This window comes from Salinibacterium sp. NG22, assembly GCF_015864925.1.
Taxonomy (GTDB): Bacteria; Actinomycetota; Actinomycetes; order Actinomycetales; family Microbacteriaceae; genus Rhodoglobus.
This window is the reverse complement of the sequence record NZ_JADYWG010000001.1, coordinates 1,481,795-1,504,423: the sequence shown is the minus strand read 5'-3', so window position 1 is coordinate 1,504,423 and position 22,629 is coordinate 1,481,795. Positions and strand designations below refer to the sequence as shown.

Here is a 22,629-nt window from a genome sequence, read left to right as displayed (position 1 = left end):
CGCTACCCGTTCAGGGCAGCGTCGACGATCGCTTTGGCTTCGGCCTGCACGAGCCGCAAGTGCTCGGCGCCCTTGAACGATTCGCCGTAGATCTTGTAGACGTCTTCGGTACCGCTCGGGCGGGCGGCGAACCACGCAAACTCCGTCGTCACCTTCACCCCGCCGATCGCGGCGCCATTACCCGGAGCCTCCGAGAGTGTGGCCGTGATCGGGTCACCCGCGAGTTCGGTGGCCGTGATTGCAGCCCCACTCAGCTTGCCCAGCTTGGCCTTCTGCTCTTTGGTCGCCACGGCATCCACACGTTCGTAGGCCGGGTCGCCAAATTCTTCGACCAGCTCGGCGTACAGAACGGATGGCGTCTTGCCGGTGACTGCCAGAATCTCGGCGGCCAGCAGGGCTAGCAAGATGCCGTCTTTGTCAGTCGTCCAGACGGAGCCGTCTTTGCGCAGGAAGCTCGCGCCAGCGCTCTCCTCGCCACCGAACGCGACCGAGCCATCAACGAGTCCGGGAACAAACCACTTGAAGCCGACCGGCACCTCGATGAGGTCGCGGCCCATGGCGGCCGCAACCCGGTCGATCATGGAACTCGAGACGAGGGTCTTGCCGACTGCGGCATCCGGGTTCCAGCCTTCGCGGTGCGTGTAGAGGTACTGGATGGCAACGGCCAAGTAGTGGTTGGGGTTCATGAGGCCGCCGTCGGGCGTGACGATGCCGTGGCGGTCGGCGTCGGCGTCGTTGCCGGTGAGGATGTCGAACTCGTCACGGCGGGCGACGACCGAGGCCATGGCCGACTTCGATGACGGATCCATGCGAATCTTGCCGTCCCAGTCGAGCGTCATGAAGGCCCACGTGGGGTCGACGTCGGGATTCACGACCGTGAGGGTGAGGTCGTACTTCTCCGCGATGAGCTTCCAATAGTTGACGCTCGCACCGCCCAGCGGGTCTGCGCCGATGCGGATGCCGGCCGTGCGGATCGCGTCGATGTCGATGATGTTCTCGAGGTCGTCAACGTAGCGCCCGCGGAAGTCGTAGCTGCCCGCCGTCGTGTTCTCAGCCCCGGCGTCGCCCACATGTTGCACGGCCGTGTTGCCGTCGGCGATGATCGCATTCGCGCGGTCAGCAATCCAGCCGGTCGCATCGCTGTCGGCGGGGCCACCGTGCGGCGGGTTGTACTTGAAGCCACCATCGCGGGGCGGGTTGTGGCTCGGGGTGATGATGATGCCGTCGGCCTCATCGCCGTTGTCGGCAGCGTTGTACGCAATGATTGCGTGGCTCAGCGCGGGCGTCGGGACGAAGTCATCGAACTCGTCTTTTAGCGCGAGCACACCGTTGGCGGCAAGCACATCGAGCGCAGTGGTCTCGGCGGGCTGCGAGAGTGCGTGGGTGTCCCGCCCAATAAACAGCGGCCCCGTGATGCCCTGGCTGGCACGATATTCCACGATCGCCTGCGTGATGGCAGCGATGTGCACTTCATTGAACGCGGTGTCGAGCGCGGAGCCACGATGGCCGCTCGTGCCGAACACGACGCGCTGCTCGGCGATCGAGACATCCGGAACCAGCGCGTAATACGCCGCCACCAACTCGGTCACATCAATGAGGTCGGATGCCTGGGCTGTCGTGCCTGCGCGATCGTTCATGCGATCTAGTCTCGCACCCCCGAGCGGGGGTCGGCGCGTCATCTGGCAAACACGCAGCATCCGTACGCTCTAAAGTCGTTGTATGGCAGCAGCAGATCAGGCCCACAACGACAACGTCGACCCCGAAGTGCGCGAGCAACTTTTGGGCGCTCGCCGCAGCATTGACAACATTGATGCGGCCCTCATCCATTTGCTGGCCGAGCGCTTCAAATACACACAGCAGGTTGGTCGTCTCAAGGCCACCAAGGGCCTGCCCGCATCTGATCCCAACCGTGAGCGCGACCAGATCGCCCGCCTTAAGTCGCTCGCCGAAGAGTCGCACCTCGACCCGGCATTCGCCGAGAAGTGGTTCAACTTCGTCGTTGCCGAGGTCATTCACCACCACGAACAGCTGGCCTCGGGCAGCGAGCCCGACTCGAGCAAGTAGCGCGCCTGAGGCGAGCGGCCCAGCTACTCGCTGAGGTTATCGCTCAGCACATCAAGCACGAGCGCTCGCGTCTGATCGGCCGTCTCGCCCAGCTCTGAGGCGACAAGCCCGACGAGCGACTCCAGCAGAATCGTGTGCGACACCCGTGAGGTGTGCTCCAACTCGTGACGGAACGACCCCGTCGCCGGCGCAATCACGATCGCGTTGTCGGCGAGTTCCACGAGCGGTGAATGCGCAAACGACGTCACCGCAATCAGGTGTGCTCCCGAGGCGCGAACGGCGCGAGCGGAACGCAGCGTCGCCTCATTGGCGCCACTACCGCTGATCACCACACAGGCATCCTCGGAGGCAAGGCCGCGGGCGGCAATCTGCTGGCCAATGGCATCCGCCACATACTCCGACGGTCGACCAACCGCCGTCAGCCGCATGGCCAAGTCGCTGGCTTGGGCAGACGAGAGTCCGTTGGCGATCACGAGCAGGCGTCGAGCGGTGGCGATGCGGGTGATCGCCGCATCGAGGCCGTCACTATCCAACGCGGCCGTGATGTGCGGCAGGGAGGCGGCGAGAGCATCGACTTCGGCTCGGATGCGGCCAAGCGCACCTTTCTCGTAGGTGACATCGCGGGCTTCGGTTTGGGCAAGCTCGCGCGTGAGGGCAACCCGCAACTGCGGGTACCCCCGGTAGCCAAGACGCTGGCAGGCACGGATGACAGTGGAACGAGCAACACCGGCCCGGTCCGCGATCTCTTGAGCCGTGTTTTCGACCGCGGCTGCCGGATCATCGAGCAACAGTTGAATGAACTTGTCTTCACTCGGAACGAGCGCGTTACGCACCGTCGCGATGCGCGCGGTGGGCGATGCGTCAGAGTTTCCTGTCCAATTCATGCCAGGCGTGCTCCTTCGGTGATGCGGCGGCGGATGCGACCCGAAATGGCGTCGATGGTCATCGTGACGACCACGACAACAATCAACAGCATCCCGACAGTCGACCATTCTCGGTACTGAGTGTAGGAGGTAAGCATGTCACCGATGCCGCCGACACCAATCAAACCGAGCACGGCTGACGAGCGAACATTGATCTCGAAGCGGTAGAGCCAGAACGACATGAACTCGGGGCTGGCTGATGGCCACACTCCCCAGCGCACCACCTGTGCCCACGAACCACCCGCAGCGCGAGTTGATTCGATCGGGCCGCGCGGCACGCCTTCGATGGATTCGTAACCCCACTTGCCGAGGGTGCCGATGCCGTTGATGCCGAGGGCGATTGCCCCGGTGAGGGGAGTAAGGCCTGTGACCGACAGGATCACAATCGCGATGATGATCTCGGGCACCGCACGAATGAGGGAGAACCCGACGCGCAGCACGGCGCGCACGGGCGCTGGCCCGAAGTCGCGGGCGGCCACAAAGCTCAGGGGGGTGGCGAGCAGGATGCCGATGACCGTACCGACCCAGGCCATCGCGACCGAACGCCACGTTTGAAAGAGCGCCTCGGGCAGCTTCGTCCAGTCGGGGCTTGCGAACATTAGCCACGTGTAGCGCGCGATCTCGGCGGGCAGGTCGAGCAGGCGATCCCATTGGATTTCGACCGACCAGAAGGCGGCAACCACAATTGCGGTCGTCACTAGCCAGAGCGCGTTGCGCAGGGTGCGGCGGGGCCGCGGGGGAGCAGCGAGGGTCATACGAGCCTCTTTCGAATCGATGACGACACCACGTCGATGACGACGACCACCACCAGGATTTCCAGAATGATGAGCGACAGTTGGTCGTAGCGGTAGAAGGTGCGCACGGCGTCAATCAGCAGGCCAAGACCGCCGGCGCCCACAAGGCCGAGAACCGTGGATGCTCGCACATTGAGTTCGAGCACATACAGGCTCTGATTGGCGAAGGCCGGCCACACATCGGGCAAGGCTGCTGCCCGGTTCACTTGCGCTCCCGTGCCTCCGGCGGCGCGCGCGGCTTCGAGCGGGCCAGCATCGTTGCTTTCGATCGCTTCAGACACCAGCTTGACGATGATGCCGACGTTGAACAGCACGAGCGCGATGATGCCGGGCAGGGCGCCGACGCCGACCATCGCGACAAGAATGGCGGCATAGAGCAGTTCGGGCACCGCTCGGATGACGTTCAAGATTGTGCGCACAATCCCGCGCAACACCGGGTGCGGGTTCGTGAGCCGCGCCGCCCACAGGCTCAGCGGGAGCGAGATCAAGGCGCCCACGGCGGTCGCGATCACCGCCATCTGCAGGGTTTCGAGCAGCGGCGCGAGAGTGCGCGGAAAGAACGACCAGTCAGGAACGAGCAACTGGGCAATCTTGCCTGCACCGTTCTGCCAATTGCGAGCAATCGCATCAAAGGAGAAGGCGACTCCCCACTGCGGGCTGAAGGTAATGATCGTGATCACGAACACGACAGCCACGGCAACCCAGGGCTTCCAGCGGCCCCGCGGGCGCGGCGGCACGGTCAACGCGGCGTGCGCTGAGCCTGCTGCGGGTGGTGCGGGAACGGATGCCGCGATCGGGCCGGGCGGGGGCGTTGCGGTTGTCATTCGCCGAGCACATCCTCCGGCGCGATGCTGCGCCCGTAGATGGCCTCGAAGTCGGCGTCGGTGGCGCTCGCCGCTGGGCCGTCGTAGACAACCTCGCCGGCACGGAGGCCGATCATCCGCGTCGTATAAGTGCGGGCAAGATCCATGAGGTGCACGTTCGTGATGACGGTGATGCCGAGGGTGCGGTTGATGCGCCGCAGGTCGTTCATCACAGCGTGAGCCGTTGGCGGGTCAAGGCTCGCGACCGGTTCATCGGCCAACATGAGGTGCGGTTGCTGGGTGAGGGCGCGCGCAATGGCAACCCGCTGCTGCTGACCGCCAGAGAGACTGGATGCCCGATCCCAACACTTGCCCAGAATGCCGACGCTCTCGAGCGCTTCGAACGCGAGCTGCTTGTCGGAGGCGTGATGCAAGCCGAGCAGGGTGCGCCAAGTCGGAGTGTGAGCGAGCCGCCCGACAAGAACATTGTCGAGAACACTTGCGCGACCGGCCAAGTTGAAGCTCTGGAAGATCATGCCGATTCCGCCGCGCAGGGCGCGCAAGTCGCGACCACGAGTCGTCGCGAGGTCGCGGTCGCCGACCGTGAGGCTGCCCGATGTGACGGGGACCAGCCCGTTGATGGTGCGGATCAGGCTCGACTTGCCCGAACCCGACAGGCCAACGACAGAGACCATTTCGCCGGCGGCAATATCGAGGGAGACATTCTTGAGCGCGGTCACACCGTTGCCGTAGCGCACGGTGAGATCGCGCATGCTGATTGCCCACGACGCAGCGGCCGGAGTGGTGGCTCCGGCCGCTGCGCTGGGTGCGGGAATGCTCAATTACTGAAGACCAAGCTTCTCGGCGGCACGAGCCACAACATCAAGCGAGGCCGGGTCAGCCGGAGCAAGCTTGGTGATCGAGTAGATCGACTGCAGAACTTCCGAACCCTCTTCGGTGTTCGAGTAGTCCGCAAGCGCATCCGTGATCTTCTGCTGAAGCTCAGGGGAGAGGCTGCTCGTGAGAGCGACACCATCGTTGGGGATCTCCTCGCTCAGGGCGAAGACAACGACCTCTTGGCCGACATCCGGAACATCACTCGTGACGATGTCGCGGGCATCCCAGAAGCTGAAGCCCACTTCGGCGTCACCGTTGTAGACGGCGAGAACGCTCGCATCGTTGGCGGTTACCGGCACCTGCTCGATGTCGGTGTCGGTGTTGATGCCGGCCTCTTGCAGAGCAAGAATGGGGTAGATGTAGCCAGCGGGCGAGCCGGGGCCGAGAAGGGCAACGGTGGTTCCCACGTCGATCTTGGTGATGCTGTCGAGACCGGCAGGGCCAACGAGAGCGTCGGCGCCGTTGCAGAACAACTTGCCATCGCGCTCAACGGGCTCGTCGTCGCAGTATTTGTCTGGATTGTTCGTCATGAACTGAGCCGGGTAGCTGATGTTGCCATTACGTTCGGTCTGCAACACAACGCTCGCGCCATACATGTCGTTGGCCTGCCAGAGCTGCAGCGACGGCAAGAAACCGATCTGCGCCTGATCGGCACCCATTGCTTCGACGGCGGCCTGGTAGTCCTTCGAGACAACACCAGTGACCTCCATGCCGAGGGCTTCGGTCAAGTAGTCGGTGAGGGGTTCGGCGGTGGTGACAAGCTCGCCCTGGTCTTGCGAGGGAACGAGAGCGAGCACGAGCGACGTCGGGTCGTTGGCTTCAGTGCCTTCGGCACTGTCGGCACTCGTGCTGCACGCGGACAGTGTGAGAGCAGTTGCGGTGAGAGCAACGCCGGCAACCAGTGCGCGAGATCTTTTGCTGAGGGTAATCACGGGTGTTTCCTTTCGAATGGCTAGTTGAGAACTGCGGGTGGTGCGGTGGTGGTGGGTGGTGCGGCCTGCGGTTCACGGTGGGTTCCGTGAAGCCAGGAGTTGAGGGCCTCGTACAGTTCGCCGAGGGTCGCAGCCGTGAAGTCGGCGTGCGGGTGAGGGGTGTCAGAGAGGAAGGCGGTAGTGGCTCCGCGGCGGTAGGCGGGCTCAAGGTCGTTGGCCCAGATATCGCCGATGCTGAGAAGCGGGCCGGCGGGCATCCATTCGTCGAGAACTGCGTCGAGGCCAGCTGGTTTGCCGACGCTCGTGTAGATGTGGTCGAAGTAGTCGGCGAGGCCGAGGCTATCGAGCGTCTCAGCGATGCGGATGTCGGGGGCGTTCGTGGCGAGCACGATGGTGGCGTGCTCGCGGGCAGTGCGGAGAAAGTCAGCGAGACCTTCGGGGGCAGTGACCGGCGCAGCGTCAGTGGCGAGCAATTCGCGGCTCGCGAGGTAGGCCGCGTTGTGGGTGTCGGGGGCGACGGGCAACGACTCTGAGGCGAGGCGAACGAGTTCGTAACCGTCAGATGCTTCGGCGAGAGGATGCCCGGGCTCGCGCAGAAGCGCGGTGCTGACGGCGCTCAGAAACTCATCGGCCGCAGCGGGAGTGAGGCTCGAGGCGATAGCGCGGGCGTAGGCGATGATCGGGCCATCGCCGAGGGCGATGGTGCCATCGAAGTCGAAAACGATGGTGTGTGTGCGGGGGTGAATGGCTGCGGTGGACATTGCGTCCAAGATATAAGACGCTCAGTGACGATTGGGCCATTTCAGGTGAACGGGAGGTAAATCATTCCCGGGACACGCCCCGACGAGCCTACGATCAAGGAGTGGACGAACAGCACCTCACCCTCGCCGAACTCGATGCGAGCGCTCGCCGCATCGCCGCCGTGACCGGTGAGCGGGCGGCATCTCGAGCGCGCATTCACACGATCATTACCGGGGAAATACCGTGGCTTGCTGACCAGATCTGGGCCGACCGTGCCGAGGGGCGATTCGCCGAATGGGCGCTGTCGACGGCGATCGACGAAAACACCGGCGAGGCCGTCGTCTCCCGCGAACTGTTCGAGGTGCTGCACGATCTCGCCGGGCTTGAGGCACAGTGGCCGATCGGCAACGCCGGCCTGCTGCACTGCTACGGCTACCTGCTTTCGACGGCATCCACCCCTTATGGGCTCAAGCGCGACCGCTGGGTCACGAGCGAGTTGGCCACCGCGTTCGGTCTCGCACCCGACGCATTCAGTCCGTGGACGGGCAGCGAATCGTTGCTGAGCCGGGTCGCGCACGTGATTGTTCCCGTGCTCACTAACCCGCCTGCCGACGCGCTTGCCGTGCATACTGCGATCACCCAACCGGATGCCGCAGGCGTCTCCCACGCGACGCGAACGGTGGTCGTGCAGCGGCACGGTGTCGCAGCTCTGGCCTATGGATTCGTGGTGCAGCACGCAGGGGTTCGCGTGCTTCGGCCTGTGACGGTGTTCCCGGTTTCGGCATCCTCCGACTGGCTCGCGGAGCTCGCCGCCGACGTCTCTCAGTTGCGCTTCAACGCCGTGGGGGCGGGCTAGCGCGCGGCAAGCAGTAAGCAGCAGGCAGCAGGCTAGACCGCGCGGATGCCGTGCTGGTCGAGCACGTCAAGGAAGGTGGTCGGTTCTGGCCGCACCCGGTGGTTGTCGGTGTGTTCAGCCCAGAGCACTGTTCCGGTGGCGTCGGTGATGATGACGGTCGGTACGACGGTGTCGCCGTTGGCTGGGGCTCCGGCGCTGAACATGACCGGGGTTCCGCCGGACTGCACGATGTCGAGCACAGCGGCGGCCGAGGCATCCGCGTCGATGTAATAAGTGACCGGGATGTCGAAGCGTTCGGAAAGTTCGACGGTGTCTTCGGGCTTTTGCGGGCTGATGATCGCGACGGCGACTCCGCGGCGGTCGAGCTCGCGATACTGGTCGGCGATCTGCGCGACCTGGGCCATGCAGAACGGGCACCAGTTGCCGCGAATGAACATGATCACGTGCGGTTGCTGGGTGAGCACGCTGCTGTCGACGACAGTGCCATCCACGGTGGTGAGCGGGAACGACGGCAGTGGTTGCCCGACCGTTACGGGGCCTGCGGAGGTGTGCTGCACCGAGTACCAGTAGTTGTAGCCGAGAATCACGGCGAGCCCGAGAACGGCCACGAGTACGGCGAGCGGCCCGGCGAGGATGGCGGCAAATATTGCCACCGCGGAGACAGCAAGCTGAACCCACGGATGCCGGCGCTGCACCACGACGACGCGCGTCATCAACAGTGCCAAATAGAGCGCGTACGCAACCCACGGCAGGGCAGCGGCGAGCCACCACGGTTGTGCTTCCGTGATGGCGCGCAGGATGACGAGCGTGATCACCCCGAGGGCGAGCGCGGCGGTGACTTCTCCGTAAACCCTCTTGATGGTCTGCACGCTAGGCGCCGAAAGCCTTCGCAAGCGTTCCTTGGTGAGCGGTGAGCAGTTCTTCGAGGGTCAGGGTGAACTGGTCCTGGATTTCGAGGGCGGGGGAGGCGGCATCCGTGACTCCGATGCGCACGGCAGGGTAGCCGCGGCCTTCGCAGAGTCCGCGGAACTTCACGTCGTCTTCGCGCGGGATCGAGACGACCATGCGGCCGGTTGATTCGCTGAAGAGGGCGGTGGCAGCGTCGATGTCGTCGCGCTCGAGCAGTTCGCCCAACCAGACGCGAGCGCCAACGCCGAAGCGCATGACGGATTCGGCGAGAGTTTGAGCGAGTCCGCCGTCGGCGAGGTCGTGGGCGCTGGCGATGATGTTTTGCTCGTTGCCGGCCTTGATGAGGTCGGCGAGGCGACGCTCGGCGGCGAGATCAACCTTGGGCGGCAGACCACCGAGGTGGTCGTGAATAGTGCCAGCCCAGGCCGAGCCGTCGAGCTCGAGCGAGGTCGTGCCGAGCAGGTAGATGTTGTTGCCTTCGTCTTGCCAGCCGCTCGGGATGCGCTCAGCAACGTCACGGATCAGGCCGAGCACCGCGACCACGGGGGTCGGATGGATGGGCACATCGCCGGTCTGGTTGTAGAAGGAGACGTTTCCGCCGGTGACAGGAATTTCCATCTCGAGGCAACCGTCGGCGAGACCTTCAACGGCGCGGCTGAACTGCCACATCACTTCGGGGTTCTCGGGGCTACCAAAGTTGAGGCAGTCACTGACGGCGACAGGGTTGGCGCCGGTCGCGGCAACGTTGCGGAAGGCTTCGGCGAGAGCGATCTGGGCTCCGGCGTAGGGGTCGAGCTGGCAGAAGCGGCCATTGGCGTCGGTCGCGACAGAGAAGCCGAGACCACTCTCTTCGTCGATGCGCACCATGCCGGCGTCATCCGGGAAGCTCAAAGCAGTGTTGCCGAGCACGTAGCGGTCGTACTGGTCGGTGATCCAGCTCTTGTCGGCCAGGTTGGGGCTCGCAAGGAGCTGCAGCATCTGGTCCCGCAGTTCGATGCCGTCCTTGGGGCGGGCGAGGCCGGATGCGGTGTCGGCCTGAAGCTTGTCGATCCACTTGGGGTAGACAACGGGGCGGTCGTAGACGGGGCCATCGATGGCGACGGTGCGGGGCTCGACGTTCACGATTTCTTCGTCGTGCCAGTTGATGATGAGGCGGCCGGTGTCGGTAACTTCACCGAGCACACTGGTTTCGACATCCCACTTCTCAACAACCTTGAGGAAGCCTTCGAGCTTCTCGGGCTTCACGATCGCCATCATGCGTTCTTGGCTCTCGGACATCAGAATTTCTTCTGCCGTGAGGGTGGGGTCGCGCAGCAGCACCTTCTCGAGTTCGATGAACATGCCACCGTCACCATTGGAGGCGAGCTCGCTTGTTGCACAGCTGATGCCGGCGGCGCCGAGGTCTTGGATGCCCTCAACGAGGTCGCCCTGGAAGAGTTCGAGGCAGCACTCGATGAGTACCTTTTCGGCGAAGGGGTCGCCGACCTGAACGGCTGGACGCTTGGTCGGGCCGCCCTCTGAGAAGGAATCGGAGGCGAGGATGGATGCTCCGCCGATGCCATCGCCACCGGTGCGGGCACCGAACAGCACAACCTTGTTGCCCACGCCGCGAGCGTTAGCCAGGTGCAGGTCTTCGTGGCGCAGCACTCCAACGGCCAGCGCGTTGACGAGCGGGTTGGCTTGATAGACGGAGTCGAAGTAAGTTTCGCCACCGATGTTGGGAAGGCCGAGGCAGTTGCCGTAGAAGCTGATGCCCGAAACGACACCCTTGGCGACGCGAGCGGTGTCTGGATTGTCGATGGCGCCGAAGCGGAGAGCATCCATAACGGCAACGGGGCGGGCACCCATGGAGATGATGTCGCGGACGATTCCGCCAACGCCAGTTGCTGCGCCCTGGAAGGGTTCGATGTAGCTGGGGTGGTTGTGGCTTTCGATCTTGAAGGTCACGGCCCAACCTTCACCAACATCGATGACGCCAGCGTTTTCGCCCATGCCGACCATGAGGTTCTTGGTCATGTTCTCGCTGACCTTCTTGCCAAACTGGCGAAGGTAGTTCTTGGAGGACTTGTAGGAGCAGTGCTCGCTCCACATGACGGAGTACATGGCGAGCTCACCGCTGGTGGGGCGGCGGCCCAGAATCTCGCGAATCTTCGCGTACTCGTCGTCTTTCAACCCAAGCGCGCCATAGGGCTGCACTTTCTCGGGAGTTGCGGCGGCGTTCGAGACCGTGTCGGCAACATGCTGGCGGGAATTGGTTGAGACGTCAGTCACGAGGGGCTTCTCCCAGAAGATTATGGATGCCGGGGTGCTCACGCCGGCCGCCTCCAGTCTACCTAGGTGCGCGGGCGCACTTCAGCGCGTCACCATGCCATCAGAACGAAGCCCGCAACGACGCTCAGCACGCCGATTCCGGTGAGTATCGAGCCGATGAGGATGGCGGCGTTCGTGCGGCGGGGCCGCGTGAGACTCCATCGAGAGGGATGGCACTGGTCGTAGTACAGCCCTACTCGGGCGCCCACATCCATCAGCGGAACTTCGGATGGTTCGTGAAGGATGGAGTACTGCCTGCCATCGCCATCGGACCAGCGAAAGCCCTGAAAGCCGCCGGCCTCGAAAACCTCGGCAGTGGTCGCGATCCACTTGCATGCCCGCAGAGCGAGAATCCAGCCGAAAAGGAGCAGCGGGATGCCGGGAACGAGGCCGACCCACGACATCGTTTCGAGCACCACTCCTAAAGCGCCCTCAGGTCCGGTCATTTGGCAATATTATCTGCTGCCCAGATCACGGATCGTGTCACGGGGGGGGGGTATGGGGATCACAGTGCGCGGGGCCACGCGGTCCAGCCTTCGGGGAGATTGCGAAGGGTGGGCTTCGCGGCTCTGATCCGCTCCGCCGGGAAGCCGTTCGGGAGGCCACCTCCGCTCGCCTCGCCACCGTCCGCGTAGGTGAAGCTGTACCTGATCCAAGGGCCGTGGAGCCTGCGCTCAACGCCCTCGCGATAGTGGCCGGTGACGAAGGCGAGCACTTGTCGCTCAAGATCGTCGGACTCCGCATCCCACGTGGAGTCGCACGCGTCACAGCCGCAGACCGGGTACTGAAAGTCGTTGAGTAATCCAGCGTGCAGGTAGACGGCAGGATATGCCGTCAACACGAAGGTCAGAGTTGCGCACGAGGGGTCGTTCGATCGGATTCGCACTGCTCGCACCACGTCGTTAAATGGCGGATGCATGAGGTCGGCCGCTACCTCCTTGCTGTCCTCGACGACGACGTCGAAGGTGCCGCAGAGGTGGTCGATGAGGGCGTCGGCAACGGTGTGGAGTGGTGCGAACCGCTCCGGATGCGTCTCTACCGAGTAGGTATCGTCCGGTGGTCCCGCAGTCCAGCGGTTGCCGTACGTGATTGCTCGTCCTTCGCCGTCGAGGAACACGGGCGCATCGATCGATGGCCTTTGATAGTCACCCATGTCTCTAGCCTTCCGAGCAATGCGAGCAGGTTACTTTTCGGCCGGGTTGTCGGCAGCTTGCGCCTCCAACAGAGCCAGAGTCTTTTCGCTTGCGTCGCGGATTCGATGCAGCGCTCCGACGATGCTGATGCTCGCGAACAACACGATGAGAACGAGGGCCACAAGCAAGATGCTGAAATCCATAGTAGACAGTCTCTCAACTTCTCGGTTCCTCGGCCACAGGTCTCTGAGGGCGTTGAGCCCCGCGAGAGGCGAATCGCCGTTCGATCGCGAGTTGCCCTCTATGACCCACGGCTCGAAGGCTCAATGCAGTCCTTTTTCATTACGAAGTTCGTGAGCCCAACGCCACGTTTCACCGGATGCTGCTCTGCAGTGACGACGAATCCGAAACGTTCGAAGAACGGCCGGGCTGTGATGCTCACGTCGGCTGTCAATGCGCGTGCTCCGGCTTTGCGCGCCAAGGTCTCTCCGTGTTCGAGAAGTCGCCGCGCAACACCTCGTCGCAGAAATCGCGGCGCGACGAACATCATGTCGACGTATCCGGTGGCGCTCACATCGGAGAACCCTGCGACCTCTTCATCTATGGTGGCGACGAAACTGTTCCGCGCCGCCATCGCGCGGCCCCACGGCTGCAGGTCCCGCGCATCGATATCCGCCCAGGCTTCCGTCTGCTCGGCGGTGTAGTCAGCGGATGCCGTTTCACTCACTGCCGCGATGAAAATGGCCAACGTGCTGGCGGCATCCAGCTCGGTGTAAGGGCGGACCTCAATCGCGGTTTGCTCACGATTCGCGGATGCACTCACGCGACTAGCATCTCACTCGGTCTCGCGACGTGACCCGAGGCTCGGCGGATGCGACATTCGAGCAACTATGGGAGCGCGTCTGGCATCGGTCGAACCTACGCGTACTGCTCCCGTCATTCCGTCGGTGCCCACCGTGCCTCATTCTGTAAAGACATAGGAAATCGAGCAGATTGTTCTATTACAATGCTCTTATGTTGTTTCGAGTCGACCGCGCATTGCTGCTGCCGTTGACTCAGCAGATTGCGCAACAGGTTCGTTCGAGCGTCGCCGATGGCGAATTGGCTCCCGGTGAGCGGTTGCCTCCAGCTCGAGACCTCGCAAAGGCGCTGCAAGTGAACATGCACACCGTGTTGCGCGCCTACACGGAGTTGCGCAATGAAGGCCTTCTCGAGATGCGTCAGGGCAGAGGGGCCTTCATTCGAAAGGATGCCCTGACCGGTTTTTCGCGCGTCACGGAGCTCGCCGAGCAGCTCATGACAGAAGCACGGAATCTGGGAATGAGCCAGACCGAAGTCATCCAATTGATCAACCGATCGGAACCACAATGACCGAGATAACCATTTCACGCTCAACTGCGCGCAGAGTCGTCGCTGTTGTCATTATGTTCGTCCCTCTCGCGGCTATTCTCGGTTCGTTTGCCCTGTGGCGGGATCGGCTACCGCCCGAGCTTGCGTCTCATTGGTCCGGCACGGGCCCCGCCGATGACGTGATGGCGGTGGCACAATTCTTGACTTTGGCAGTAGCGCTGACCGGCTCCGCTGCAGTAGCCAGCGTGGTTCTTGGCGTCTGGCCGGGGCTTCTGGCATCCACGCGGCGCTATGGTTTCTTGATTGCCGGACTCCCCGCGGGCATCGGAGCGCAAACGTGGCTGGTGTCTGCATACCTCACGATGCAAGCCGGCGACCCCTACGAAGTTGTGCAAGGACCGTGGCTGATTCTCGGGTTCGTATCGTACGTCTACGGCCTCATCCCCTTCTTGATCCTTCCCAAGTCGCGCCTCACATCGAGCGACGTGGCAGAGCGGATAACGCTAGGCCCCGACGAGGGCGGCGCATGGTCTCGCGTTGTCACCGCACGGCTCTTCTTATGGGTTGCCGTTGCGCTGACTGCGTCGGGAATCGTTTTCTTCTGGATCGCGGCAGCTGCCAATGACATCGCCGACTCGGCTGTCGTGCTCGTTGCAATCGCGGTCACCGTTGTGGTGCTGCTTTCACTGAGCCGCTACCGAGTAACCGCAGACTGGCGGGGATTGCGAGTCGTTTCAGCGCTGCTCCGGGTGCCGCTGAAACGCATTCGTCTTGACGAAATCGACACCGTTGATGCTGCCGAGATCACTCCGAAAGAGTGGGGCGGATGGGGGTACCGGGTCTTGCCCGGAAAGTCTGCACTCATTCTCCGCACGGGTCCCGGCTTAGTCGTGACCACGGTAGGTGGGAATCAGTTCGCCATCACCGTGGATGACCCCGGCGTGCCGGCCGCTCTTCTAGCAACGCTCCGCGACCAGCGCCGGGCCACTGCACTTTCTGCCCCCAGCTCCGAATTCGAGCAGGACTAACGTGACGGTCGTGGAATGCGACGGCGTTATCGCCGCCGTGTCAGATGCGCTGGGCCGCACGATCACGCTCGTGCGCCCGCTGTCTGGCGGACAGCACGCGAAGACGCTTGTCGTCGCAGACTCGACCACTGAGTACGTCGTCAGAGTGTTTCCGCCATTGGATGATGCGGTCGGGCACGAGCCACAGATCCTCGACCGGGTCGCCGCTCTGGGCGATCGTGTGCCGCGGCTCGTCGCTACGGGCCAATTCGGCGACTTCCCGTTCATTGTCACTTCGCTGGTCGTTGGCGGCCCGCCCTCCCCCGACTTGCCGCTGCGCAGGGTCGCCGAGCAAATGGCGGCCGTGTTGGCGCAGATTCACCAACTCGACAGTGTCGGGCTTCGAACCCTGTCCTGGGAGACCCCGCGCGGTGACAGCACGATAGAGGCGCTCGGACGCAGAGCGTGGCAGCAACTTGATCTGGCCGACCATGTTCTCACTCACTACGATTTCTGGTGCGGAAACGCGATGTGGGAGGGTGAAACGCTCACCGGTGTCGTCGACTGGTCCGGTGCTCGAGGTGCCCCACGCGGCTTGGATGTGTCATGGTGCCGCCTTGATCTGGTGCTCCTCGGCTCCATTGATGCAGCAGATCATTTTCTCGCCGAATACGAGCGCGAATCGGGGCACTCCCTTCCCGACATCCATTCGTGGGACCTGGTGGCTGCCGCGCGATCGGCCTCTCGTGTTGAAACCTGGGCCTCGAACTATCTCGGTGTCGGATACAGCGACCTCACTGAGAGCACCCTCCGCGCGCGGATGGACGACTGGACCTCGCGTCTCTGCGCCAGCTGACTGTGCGTTCTCGGCATCCGTTCGACGTCGACCTGAATGCAGCGATGAGCGTGGGCCTCTGTTGTTACGGCCGACAGCAGGCGCCTATGCGGATGTCCGTAAGGGGCTCCGGTTGCGAAACATTCTTTGTCGCGGAACCTCACTGCCCACTTGTCGGAGGGGCATGGTAGTTTGTATGTAATCGTTCAGCCCGCCCGGTATTCCGGTGTGGGCTGGATTTCTTTAACATGGCAGAATCAGGCTGTGGCCGCCCCTTCTAAGAAGTATCAGACGATCGATCAGCAGGTCGATCTACTGAGAACTCGTGGCCTCGAACTTGATGGAGAACCGGAACGTTGGCTCCGCTCCGTGAACTACTACCGGCTCAGCGGCTACTGGTATATCTACCGGCAAATAGCCGTATTGAAAGACGGCAAAGTCAGCCGCTCGGATCAGTTTGAAGCCGGAACAACGTTTTCGTCAATCACAGACCTATACGAATTTGATCGCAAGCTTCGCACCCTTCTGCACGATGGTGTCGAACGTGTAGAAGTGGCGCTCCGCAGCCAAGTCAGTTACGTGCTCGGCGCTCACGGGCCACTCTCCTGCGAAATCCCATCCACTTTTCGAGACACCTTCGATCATCAAGGCTGGCTTTCGGATGTGGATAGACGCGTGACCCGGGCTTCCAGACGGTCCCCCTCCATTCAGCATCACCAAAACCAGCGCAGCGGTGTAATCCCCATCTGGGTTCTGGTCGACATTCTCGATTTCTCCGATGTCTCTAAACTTTTTGAGGGCATGAAGGTTAGCGATCAGTACGCGGTAGCCGACGGGCTAGGTTTACACATCGACTTGGACAAAGTCACCGGGAATCAGCGGAACAAATCTCTCAAGAACCATCCGCTGGCTCGCTGGCTCGAACAACTGTCAGTCGTCCGTAATATTGCAGCACACCATGGGAGACTCTGGAACCGAACGGTCGTCCCAGCCCCAACCGCCGCCATGAAAACAATTGAGGGCCTCGAGGGCCTGCCAAAGGGACAGAGCGAGAGCATCTTCGGCGCTCTCGCCGTCATCGCGAAGATTCTCCAGACGACATCACCGGGCTCGACTTGGGTCCACAAGGTGGGCGCGCTAGCGGGCCAGTCGCTCGACGAAATGCCTAGGCGTTCAACTCGGGAGATGGGCTTCCCCGACGACTGGCGCACAACGAAACCTTGGGTTAGCGGGTAGGGGAGGGACCACTAGTTCCAGTGCGTACCTTTAGCTATCCATTCCCGCACCCAGCGTTCACCATCTGACGTCCGCTACGCACAGACCGTCTTCGATCTCGCGGTAGAAGACGAAACTTGGGCTGACATCGCTAGTCTCGCTCCATCCTTCGAGGTTGATGCTCCAGGAGGCGTCGAGCGCGGGTCGGTCGAAAGAGGTGTCGGCATCGAACTGTTCGGGCTCTCCGGCACGCAATCCGTTCCAGGCTTGCGCGTCACCAAAGTCCGCTGCGAAGTCTTCGCACGCGAGCGCGTCTTGATCACCTGAGGGGGCAGCGTGGATGAGCTGCCTCGTCGTGTCGATGACGCGAGCACCGTCGGCGCCCCAGATGGCGGTGTCTATCCAACGACCCGAAAGGATCGCCAAGGCCACGACCGCAAGAATCACGCCAACGATTGGCATTAGCCTTCGCGTCTTCGTGGGGCCACCATAAGCGTCAGGCATCGAAGGACGACTCGGTGTTGAGCCCAGACAAGCTGACCGCGAAGCCCCCGATCATGAGGATTCCGGCGATGCCGCCAATCGCAAAGGGGAGTAGGAACGTCGGTGGTGAGGTCGTGAGCGGCCCCGCTTCGTCGATCCACGTGCCGTACTCAATGCCGTAGAAGAACAGCAGCACCAGAATGGCGGCGCCCAGTAGTCCGCTCGTCACTGCCCAGATTCGGTTTCGCATGTTTGTGTTCTCCACGAGTGGATGAAAGTAGATGAGGGTCGAAGGGTGCCTGCGCCGCTGGCGCAGTTAGCCCTGCCCGGGCCCGCCCCAGCGCCCACCGTCGGGAGGCTCTGGGCAGACGGTGTCCTCGGTGAAGACGCCGATCTCCGCGCGCACGGCGACTCCGTCCGCGGTGCGGTTCACTGTGAAGGCGATGCCTTCGAGGGAATCTTGCTCAGGAACGTTGCCGAAGGTCGCGCTGTCTACTTCTGGCCCGCCGGAAAGCGGTAGCGCCCCGGGGTCAATTAGCCCCGCGGTCGGGTGCTCCTTGAGCCAGTTCGCAGTGTCGATTACGTCCGCACCCGCGATGATCCAATATCCCGTCCGCGTCTCCATAGATGAGCACGGCCACGCATAGTACGAGTATGCGAACGGTGGTGTGGTTGCCGGGATGCTCTCGGAGAGCACGGCATCGGGCGGCAGGATCGCGCCTTCGAGCCACGAGTCGGCCTTTGCGACAGCAGCAGAATCCACCTTCGTGGCGGCGGGAGAAGGGGAAGTGGATAGCGATGGTTCCGGAGCGGCAGCGCTGTCATCCGCTACCGCTGCGCATCCCGCCAGAAGTGCGGCGCTAACCGACAAGACGAAGACACTGCGTAGACGTGGCATTTACTCACCTTACGCTTCGAGGGTGATTCTGACCAGATGGTCGCCGGGATTAGACCGCGGCGAGATCGAGCGAATTCTTGCGAGCAGGCAGCGCGAACCAGCGGCCGTCGTGTTGCCCGACGCGGATCGGATGCGCGAAGGCGGTCGTCACGTTCTCGGTGGTCAGCACCTGTTCGGCTGGCCCGGCCTGAGAGATCCGACCATTCGCAATTAGCGCGGCATGGGATGTCGTGGAGGGCAGTTCTTCGAGGTGATGCGTCACGAGAATTGAGGCCAGTCGCGGAAAGCTGTGGGTGAGCGCGTCGACCGTTTCGAGGAGTTGCTCGCGTGCCGCGACATCCAGCCCGGTGCTGGGTTCGTCGAGAAGGAGTAGGTCTGGTTCGGCGATCAGTGCGCGGGCGATGAGTGCTCTGCCGCGTTCTCCTTGCGACAGCGTCGGCCAGCGGTGGGCATCCTTGCCTGCCAGCCCCATCTGTTCGATGAGTTCTGACGCGCGTTGGGTCTGCTGCGCGCTGGGGTCCCATCGTGGGGGAGTCTCGAGGGATCCGGTGAGGCCGGTGAGTACGACATCCCGAATCGTGAGGGGTGCGTGAAGCGGATGACGCGGGTTGACGTGCCCGATCGAGCGACGCAGTGCCTGCAGTTCGACCCGGCCGAGGCGTTGCCCCAGGATGTCCACTGTTCCGGAGGTCGGGTGCGCTGAGGCGCCAACGAAACCGAGGATGGTGCTCTTGCCGGCGCCGTTGGGCCCGAGGAGCGCCCAGTGTTCGCCCGCGCGCACGGTGAGGTCGACCTCGTTCAGGATGGTGCGCTCGCCGCGGCGAAAGGTGACGCCGCGCAGCTCGACGACGGTGGGGTTGCTGTTCACGGAGGTGCTTTCGTTCATGAAGGTGCTGTCGTTCGTGGTGGTGCCGTCGCTCACGAGAGGGCTCGGTGCACGCCGGTGAGGTGCGCCCGGCTGCACTCTGCAGCGGCGGCTGGGTTTCGTTCGGCGATCGCTTCGACGAGAGCGGCGTGGGCGGCTTGGTCTGCCTCGTAGTCGTGGATCGGGCGCAGCTTCAGCATTTCGATCATCGCTACCCGCACTCGCGGCACGAACCCGTTGAACAGTTCGAGCAGCACTTCATTGTGGGATGCCGCGACGACTTCCTGATGAAGCGCCATGTCGACGTCAGCGAACTCTTCGGCAGAGTGGTGCGAGCCCGAGCGGCGGGCGAGTGCTCGACGCATCGCCCGCAGGTCTGATGGGGTGCGCCGATGCGCTGCGAGTGCGGCAGCTTCGGCCTCGATTGCGACCCGAGCCTCGATGACGGATGCGACGGAGACTCGGCGCAGCACGACATCCCAGTCCTCGGCGATGTTGGTCGAGATCACGAAGACGCCCGAGCCTTGACGGCTTTCGAGCACGCCTTGACCGGCGAGTTCACGGATGGCCTCCCGCAGTGTAGAGCGCCCGACCCCGATCTCGGCGGCCAGTGTCGTCTCGCCCGGCAGCTTGTGCCCCAGGGGCCACTCGCCGGCACGGATGCGCTCAAGCAGGACTTCGGCCGCTTGCGCTGCGAGCCGACCTTGTTGCACTGCTGGCGTCATGCAGGTGCTCCGATCACTGTGTTTGTCTGCCTCGCAACTCTACACCTCAGACAAGTTGGGTTCGCGGAGGTCCGACCCACCACGTATGGAGTGACCACAATCTGACGTGCTGACGTAGGTGCGACCGCACCATGGCTGCGACGCAACCCGGAGTGTAGTTTTCCGCACGGACTTCGAGTGCTTCCCTCTTGCTCAATTCCTCACGTCGATGAGGGCCACTTTCACGGAGCCTCATCGGCAGAATGACCCAAGCTGAGACGCCGAACAGTTTCCATCAGAGAGGCCATTAGCATTACCGCAATAAGACAGTTGTGCTCGTCTAGGTGAACATCGGTCACTCGGTGGGACACCATATTGCGGGCAAGTCCTCGTGGTTCAGGCTTTCCCGATTTCGGGTGCCATTCCACGTAGAACGACACAAACGGCGCTCGAGTGGACCGTTCGATTAATTCTTCGAGCGTTGAAGCTGTGGCAAACCCATGGTTCTTCACTAACCCTTGTGGATTCGTTGACCACTCGAGATTTTCAACGACGGCGTGGACGATCACAACTGCGGATACTGCCGCGACGCGCCAATGCCCGTCGCGACAAGCGGAGATAACGTCTTGCGCGAGTGGAATTTGGGCTGCCATGAAATCGTTTTCGAGGTTTTCAATGATCGTCGCGCAATCCTGCAACACTTCGTCGCGGTGATCTCGCAAAATCTGAAGACGTTCTTCAGCGGACGTCGCGTTCACCAGCATTAGAAAAAGTGCTTGCCGGGGCACCCAGGCGAGCGGCAACCCTTCCGTGTTCAGAATTTGCTCGATCGCGGGAAGGTGATCCTCGAAGTCCATTGGCCAGTTCGCGGGCAGCAATGTTCGGCGCCGAAGGTAGTCCCAGTCGAGTCCGGATAGAACTCCGCTGATCTGTGTTGTGACGATCTCGCCGAGGTCTGCAAACCACGCAGGCAAGGAGAAATTTGTCAGTGAATCGAGATCGGCTATCGGCAATGCTGGCTGAATCGACGCGAGCCAGCGCGTGTTCTGAAGCGCTAGGTCCTGCGAAATCTCCGCGAGCTGGTCGAAGCTCGAGCCAAAAACGTCCGGTAGCTGTATGTGAATCGAATTGAACCATGCAGTGCTCTCCGAGAAATGTCCTATCTCGGTTTCTGCGAGGCCTGTAATGGTGGGCACATCTAGTTTGGGAATCATTCCAACGATCGAATCTACGATTCGGCTCTGTTCGCTGAGAATCGACGAGAGTGATTCGAGCGCCGGCCAAGCGGCTGACTCAATATGCGGAGGAACTGAACTGTCAGGAATTGTCGGTTCAGGTAACTTTGACACTTGGCTCCCTTCCTTTCGGCTGTGAACGGCCAAGCCTATTTATACGCGCGCCACACCGGCTTCCATTAGAGCATTGCCCGGCGACACCAGCTCTGTGGTGCTTTTCATCACTTCGACCCTCGGCGTATCACCAGACAGTTGGATTGAGTGCGCCCGCGTTGCTCGTCCTAGGGACGCCGCCCAATGTTGGAGCCCGTGTGGGGCGGGTCAGCGTTGGATTCTCAATCGAGGACCGAATCTTCTGATGCCACTTTAGGCCTCGGGCCAAGCGTTGCTCGAACATGCCCAGCTTGGGTGGACGAGAGGGGATCCCACGAGTGGCCCGCAGGGTGCTCAGGAAAGCCAGAGCGAAGAATGGCGCGGACCATGCGACCTTGATCGGTCCGCTCGTATTCGGCGGTCAGTTGTCCTACCGTCGTAGCGCTGTCGGGGGCACTCGTTTGGAAATTGGGCGACCTTCCTTGTCTCGCCTTAGCTGCGACCCGGTTCCAAATTCCGTGAGCGCTGAGGAGAGCGACCGCAGCATCCTCCAAGCTATCTGCTTCAGCTCCAGTCGTACACTCGGCCCAGCGCACCTCGACTTCAAGTAGCGCGATGGCATCACGGGCCCAACCCGACGTGCGGGAGGGTTGACCATTGCGCACTGCTGCAAGGTGTTCTTCGATAAAAGTGGAATCGGCGAGCGCACGATCCAGGGCGGCCTCCCCGAAGCCACTCACTGCTCCTTTTCCGCGTCGGTAAATCGAAAGCCGCCCGCGAATTCCCTGCCCGCGTCTCTCGCCGGCCATGCCGACGTAGACGATAGTCCCGTCTGGAATGCGCATTTGATATACCCCGGGCGTTCGTGGCGCGAGCGCGGCAACGTCTGCGAATGGTGCCCATTCAGACCAAGTCGCAAGTTGATTCACGGAGTCGTAGGCGCCGTCGCGGTTGTTCGACATGTGCCCATCATTGCGTAGACCGCGCCGTGGTGGGTGACGGTGTTCGCTCTCCTCTGCTCGGTGTTCGGGGAGCCCGATGCAAAATTCACCACAAGTTGTCTTGAGTTACTCAAAACAACTGATACGGTCGTAGCCATGGAAACAGTGACGGATGCGGCGCTCGCCGACACTCTGCGAGAGGCCGGTCTGAAAGTGACCGAGCCCCGCGTCGCTGTGCTCAGCGCCCTCACTGACATCCCGCACTCGGATGCCGACACAGTGTTCGGGGCTGTGCTGCCGAGTTTGCCCGGCACCTCCCTCCAAGCTGTGTACGGAGTGCTGGCGGCGCTGACGACGGCGGGCTTGCTGCGCAAGATCGAACCGGCAGGGTCATCCGCTCTCTATGAACGCCGTATTGGCGACAACCACCACCACATCGTGTGCACCGAATGCAGTGCTGTGCGCGACGTCGACTGTGTTGTTGGTCACGCGCCGTGCCTCACGCCATCCGATGCTGGAGGCTTCTCCGTGCAGGTTGCCGAAGTGAATTTTTGGGGCGTTTGCCCCGATTGCCAGAGCGCTCTCAACCAAAAGAGCGCAGACTAAAGAACACAGACAGAGCTGTCTACGCTGTCGACCGA

General features: G+C 62.5%; 26 protein-coding genes. 7 read left to right on the top strand and 19 right to left on the bottom strand.

Annotated elements, in window-relative coordinates; translation table 11 throughout:
• Window positions 1–2: 2 nt before the first annotated feature.
• Window positions 3–1,637 (bottom strand): phosphoglucomutase (alpha-D-glucose-1,6-bisphosphate-dependent), encoded by a 1,635-nt coding sequence (pgm, locus tag I6E81_RS07415; RefSeq protein WP_197106693.1) that lies wholly within the window; start codon window positions 1,635–1,637, stop codon window positions 3–5.
• Window positions 1,638–1,719: 82 nt separating this feature from the next.
• Between pgm and I6E81_RS07410 the strand changes: the two genes are divergently transcribed.
• Window positions 1,720–2,064 (top strand): chorismate mutase, encoded by a 345-nt coding sequence (locus I6E81_RS07410; protein ID WP_197106692.1) that lies wholly within the window; start codon window positions 1,720–1,722, stop codon window positions 2,062–2,064.
• 23 nt (window positions 2,065–2,087) lie between these two features.
• Here the strand turns inward: I6E81_RS07410 and I6E81_RS07405 are convergent, their stop codons facing one another.
• From I6E81_RS07405 to I6E81_RS07380, 6 genes are read right to left on the bottom strand one after another with little or no spacing between them, the layout of a single operon-like run.
• Entirely contained in the window at window positions 2,088–2,948 is an 861-nt protein-coding gene (locus I6E81_RS07405; protein ID WP_197106691.1) for a MurR/RpiR family transcriptional regulator, read from the bottom strand.
• Entirely contained in the window at window positions 2,945–3,742 is a 798-nt protein-coding gene (phnE, locus tag I6E81_RS07400) for a phosphonate ABC transporter, permease protein PhnE (protein WP_197106690.1), read from the bottom strand. The genes I6E81_RS07405 and phnE (I6E81_RS07400) overlap by 4 nt, the downstream gene beginning before the upstream one ends.
• A complete protein-coding gene (gene phnE, locus I6E81_RS07395) occupies window positions 3,739–4,605 on the bottom strand; it encodes a phosphonate ABC transporter, permease protein PhnE (protein WP_231603885.1) in 867 nt (288 codons plus the stop codon). The genes phnE (I6E81_RS07400) and phnE (I6E81_RS07395) overlap by 4 nt, the downstream gene beginning before the upstream one ends.
• The gene (gene phnC, locus I6E81_RS07390; protein WP_197106689.1) at window positions 4,602–5,426 is read right to left on the bottom strand and encodes a phosphonate ABC transporter ATP-binding protein; all 825 of its coding nucleotides are present in this window, start codon (window positions 5,424–5,426) and stop codon (window positions 4,602–4,604) included. The genes phnE (I6E81_RS07395) and phnC overlap by 4 nt, the downstream gene beginning before the upstream one ends.
• Window positions 5,427–6,410, bottom strand: a complete 984-nt coding sequence (gene phnD / locus I6E81_RS07385) for a phosphate/phosphite/phosphonate ABC transporter substrate-binding protein (protein ID WP_197107203.1) — start codon at window positions 6,408–6,410, stop codon at window positions 5,427–5,429. It abuts the gene before it with no gap.
• A 23-nt stretch (window positions 6,411–6,433) separates the two neighbouring features.
• A complete protein-coding gene (locus I6E81_RS07380) occupies window positions 6,434–7,174 on the bottom strand; it encodes an HAD family hydrolase (RefSeq protein WP_197106688.1) in 741 nt (246 codons plus the stop codon).
• A gap of 101 nt (window positions 7,175–7,275) precedes the next feature.
• Here I6E81_RS07380 and I6E81_RS07375 point away from each other — a divergent pair, with 101 nt between their 5' ends.
• Window positions 7,276–8,010 (top strand): amino acid deaminase, encoded by a 735-nt coding sequence (locus tag I6E81_RS07375; RefSeq protein ID WP_197106687.1) that lies wholly within the window; start codon window positions 7,276–7,278, stop codon window positions 8,008–8,010.
• Between the two features lie 32 nt (window positions 8,011–8,042).
• On the opposite strand, the gene I6E81_RS07370 is transcribed toward I6E81_RS07375, so the two are convergent.
• From I6E81_RS07370 to I6E81_RS07345, 6 genes are all read right to left on the bottom strand, one after another.
• Window positions 8,043–8,879 (bottom strand): peroxiredoxin, encoded by an 837-nt coding sequence (locus tag I6E81_RS07370; RefSeq protein WP_197106686.1) that lies wholly within the window; start codon window positions 8,877–8,879, stop codon window positions 8,043–8,045.
• Window position 8,880: 1 nt separating this feature from the next.
• Window positions 8,881–11,190 carry a phosphoribosylformylglycinamidine synthase subunit PurL gene (purL, locus tag I6E81_RS07365; RefSeq protein WP_197107202.1) on the bottom strand — a complete coding sequence of 770 codons (2,310 nt, stop codon included), beginning with the start codon at window positions 11,188–11,190 and terminating at the stop codon, window positions 8,881–8,883.
• Window positions 11,191–11,279: 89 nt separating this feature from the next.
• A complete protein-coding gene (locus I6E81_RS07360) occupies window positions 11,280–11,675 on the bottom strand; it encodes a hypothetical protein (protein ID WP_231603884.1) in 396 nt (131 codons plus the stop codon).
• 59 nt (window positions 11,676–11,734) lie between these two features.
• The gene (locus I6E81_RS07355) at window positions 11,735–12,382 is read right to left on the bottom strand and encodes a DUF6226 family protein (RefSeq protein ID WP_197106685.1); all 648 of its coding nucleotides are present in this window, start codon (window positions 12,380–12,382) and stop codon (window positions 11,735–11,737) included.
• 30 nt (window positions 12,383–12,412) lie between these two features.
• Window positions 12,413–12,565 (bottom strand): hypothetical protein, encoded by a 153-nt coding sequence (locus I6E81_RS07350; protein WP_197106684.1) that lies wholly within the window; start codon window positions 12,563–12,565, stop codon window positions 12,413–12,415.
• Window positions 12,566–12,663: 98 nt separating this feature from the next.
• On the bottom strand, window positions 12,664–13,185 hold the full coding sequence (locus I6E81_RS07345; protein WP_197106683.1) for a GNAT family N-acetyltransferase: 522 nt from the start codon (window positions 13,183–13,185) through the stop codon (window positions 12,664–12,666).
• A gap of 191 nt (window positions 13,186–13,376) precedes the next feature.
• Here I6E81_RS07345 and I6E81_RS07340 point away from each other — a divergent pair, with 191 nt between their 5' ends.
• The 4 genes from I6E81_RS07340 (at window position 13,377) to I6E81_RS07325 (ending at window position 16,790) form a co-directional block, all read left to right on the top strand.
• Window positions 13,377–13,733 (top strand): GntR family transcriptional regulator, encoded by a 357-nt coding sequence (locus tag I6E81_RS07340; RefSeq protein ID WP_197106682.1) that lies wholly within the window; start codon window positions 13,377–13,379, stop codon window positions 13,731–13,733.
• Window positions 13,730–14,740: a hypothetical protein gene (locus tag I6E81_RS07335; protein WP_197106681.1), complete on the top strand. Its 1,011-nt coding sequence runs from the start codon at window positions 13,730–13,732 to the stop codon at window positions 14,738–14,740. Before I6E81_RS07340 ends, I6E81_RS07335 begins: the two co-directional genes overlap by 4 nt.
• 1 nt (window position 14,741) lies before the next feature.
• Window positions 14,742–15,575 carry a phosphotransferase family protein gene (locus tag I6E81_RS07330; RefSeq protein ID WP_197106680.1) on the top strand — a complete coding sequence of 278 codons (834 nt, stop codon included), beginning with the start codon at window positions 14,742–14,744 and terminating at the stop codon, window positions 15,573–15,575.
• 243 nt (window positions 15,576–15,818) lie between these two features.
• Window positions 15,819–16,790, top strand: a complete 972-nt coding sequence (locus I6E81_RS07325) for an Abi family protein (protein WP_197106679.1) — start codon at window positions 15,819–15,821, stop codon at window positions 16,788–16,790.
• Window positions 16,791–16,847: 57 nt separating this feature from the next.
• Here the strand turns inward: I6E81_RS07325 and I6E81_RS07320 are convergent, their stop codons facing one another.
• The 6 genes from I6E81_RS07320 to I6E81_RS07295 form a co-directional block, all read right to left on the bottom strand.
• The gene (locus I6E81_RS07320; RefSeq protein ID WP_197106678.1) at window positions 16,848–17,231 is read right to left on the bottom strand and encodes a hypothetical protein; all 384 of its coding nucleotides are present in this window, start codon (window positions 17,229–17,231) and stop codon (window positions 16,848–16,850) included.
• 34 nt (window positions 17,232–17,265) lie between these two features.
• Window positions 17,266–17,502, bottom strand: a complete 237-nt coding sequence (locus tag I6E81_RS07315) for a hypothetical protein (RefSeq protein WP_197106677.1) — start codon at window positions 17,500–17,502, stop codon at window positions 17,266–17,268.
• Between the two features lie 66 nt (window positions 17,503–17,568).
• A complete protein-coding gene (locus tag I6E81_RS07310) occupies window positions 17,569–18,150 on the bottom strand; it encodes a hypothetical protein (protein WP_197106676.1) in 582 nt (193 codons plus the stop codon).
• A 49-nt stretch (window positions 18,151–18,199) separates the two neighbouring features.
• Complete coding sequence (locus I6E81_RS07305; RefSeq protein WP_197107200.1) at window positions 18,200–19,036, bottom strand: ABC transporter ATP-binding protein; 837 nt, start codon at window positions 19,034–19,036, stop codon at window positions 18,200–18,202.
• 32 nt (window positions 19,037–19,068) lie between these two features.
• Window positions 19,069–19,740, bottom strand: a complete 672-nt coding sequence (locus tag I6E81_RS07300) for a FadR/GntR family transcriptional regulator (protein ID WP_197106675.1) — start codon at window positions 19,738–19,740, stop codon at window positions 19,069–19,071.
• Window positions 19,741–19,961: 221 nt separating this feature from the next.
• Window positions 19,962–21,068 carry a hypothetical protein gene (locus tag I6E81_RS07295; RefSeq protein WP_197106674.1) on the bottom strand — a complete coding sequence of 369 codons (1,107 nt, stop codon included), beginning with the start codon at window positions 21,066–21,068 and terminating at the stop codon, window positions 19,962–19,964.
• A gap of 1,076 nt (window positions 21,069–22,144) precedes the next feature.
• Between I6E81_RS07295 and I6E81_RS07290 the strand changes: the two genes are divergently transcribed.
• Window positions 22,145–22,594: a Fur family transcriptional regulator gene (locus tag I6E81_RS07290; RefSeq protein ID WP_197106673.1), complete on the top strand. Its 450-nt coding sequence runs from the start codon at window positions 22,145–22,147 to the stop codon at window positions 22,592–22,594.
• The last annotated feature ends 35 nt before the right edge of the window (window positions 22,595–22,629 follow it).

Coding starts and splice junctions, on each gene's coding strand:
- pgm (WP_197106693.1), bottom strand. CDS start 1,637: ATGAACGATCGCGCAGGCACGACAGCCCAGGCATCCGACCTCATTGAT.
- I6E81_RS07410 (WP_197106692.1), top strand. CDS start 1,720: ATGGCAGCAGCAGATCAGGCCCACAACGACAACGTCGACCCCGAAGTG.
- I6E81_RS07405 (WP_197106691.1), bottom strand. CDS start 2,948: ATGAATTGGACAGGAAACTCTGACGCATCGCCCACCGCGCGCATCGCG.
- phnE (WP_197106690.1), bottom strand. CDS start 3,742: ATGACCCTCGCTGCTCCCCCGCGGCCCCGCCGCACCCTGCGCAACGCG.
- phnE (WP_231603885.1), bottom strand. CDS start 4,605: ATGACAACCGCAACGCCCCCGCCCGGCCCGATCGCGGCATCCGTTCCC.
- I6E81_RS07380 (WP_197106688.1), bottom strand. CDS start 7,174: ATGTCCACCGCAGCCATTCACCCCCGCACACACACCATCGTTTTCGAC.
- I6E81_RS07360 (WP_231603884.1), bottom strand. CDS start 11,675: ATGACCGGACCTGAGGGCGCTTTAGGAGTGGTGCTCGAAACGATGTCG.
- I6E81_RS07355 (WP_197106685.1), bottom strand. CDS start 12,382: ATGGGTGACTATCAAAGGCCATCGATCGATGCGCCCGTGTTCCTCGAC.
- I6E81_RS07350 (WP_197106684.1), bottom strand. CDS start 12,565: ATGGATTTCAGCATCTTGCTTGTGGCCCTCGTTCTCATCGTGTTGTTC.
- I6E81_RS07340 (WP_197106682.1), top strand. CDS start 13,377: ATGTTGTTTCGAGTCGACCGCGCATTGCTGCTGCCGTTGACTCAGCAG.
- I6E81_RS07335 (WP_197106681.1), top strand. CDS start 13,730: ATGACCGAGATAACCATTTCACGCTCAACTGCGCGCAGAGTCGTCGCT.
- I6E81_RS07320 (WP_197106678.1), bottom strand. CDS start 17,231: ATGCCAATCGTTGGCGTGATTCTTGCGGTCGTGGCCTTGGCGATCCTT.
- I6E81_RS07315 (WP_197106677.1), bottom strand. CDS start 17,502: ATGCGAAACCGAATCTGGGCAGTGACGAGCGGACTACTGGGCGCCGCC.
- I6E81_RS07310 (WP_197106676.1), bottom strand. CDS start 18,150: ATGCCACGTCTACGCAGTGTCTTCGTCTTGTCGGTTAGCGCCGCACTT.
- I6E81_RS07305 (WP_197107200.1), bottom strand. CDS start 19,036: ATGAACGAAAGCACCTCCGTGAACAGCAACCCCACCGTCGTCGAGCTG.
- I6E81_RS07300 (WP_197106675.1), bottom strand. CDS start 19,740: ATGACGCCAGCAGTGCAACAAGGTCGGCTCGCAGCGCAAGCGGCCGAA.
- I6E81_RS07290 (WP_197106673.1), top strand. CDS start 22,145: ATGGAAACAGTGACGGATGCGGCGCTCGCCGACACTCTGCGAGAGGCC.